Raw genomic sequence first — 616 nt, 5'->3', positions numbered from 1 at the left:
CCACATGGATCTTACGCATACCAAAGTACGAACTTACCCGGTCCACTTCCTCTCCGGCCGGTGTGGTAACCGACAGCTCAAGGTCATATAGAAAGGGGCTCTCGGGAGACCATAATTTCGGGTCTTTGACAGGGATCGCTATGACAGTTGAATTATTGGCCGTAACGGTCTTTGTCGCGATTACTTTACCGCTGTCCCTGACCCGCACGGTCAGGCTGTATGTACTTTGCCGATAATAGGTAGGATGGATAATAACCTGTTGTTGATCTATATCAGGTATTACATGTAACGCTTTTAGTGCATAGCTGTCGACAGCTTCCATCCATACAGTCTGCCAGATTCCAGTGGTACGGGTATAATTACAGTTGTGCGAGGCCAGTTGCAGCGACTGTTTTCCCGCTGTCTGTAATCCTGAACGAACATCACTGGAGGCAACGACAACCAGATTATGTATCTTTCCTATCTTCACAAAAGGAGTGATGTCATAACTGAAACTGGAACTACCACCGTGATGCCTGCCAACAAATTCTCCATCTATGTAAACCTCGGATTCATAGTACACAGCACCAAAATGCAACATTATAGACTTTCCTGACCATGACTGGGGAACAGATAT

1 protein-coding gene is annotated in these 616 nt (G+C 46.3%); it reads right to left on the bottom strand.

Annotated features, from left to right (window positions below):
• Positions 1-580: sugar-binding domain-containing protein (locus G5B30_RS17130; RefSeq protein WP_410528449.1), on the bottom strand; the 580-nt coding region annotated here is incomplete at its 3' end.
• Positions 581-616: the final 36 nt, after the last annotated feature.

Origin of the sequence: Sphingobacterium sp. SGG-5 (genome assembly GCF_011043525.1) — a bacterium.
GTDB lineage: Bacteria > Bacteroidota > Bacteroidia > Sphingobacteriales > Sphingobacteriaceae > Sphingobacterium.
Note: the sequence above shows the minus strand (reverse complement) of the source record. Positions and strands in the feature narration are given on the sequence as shown.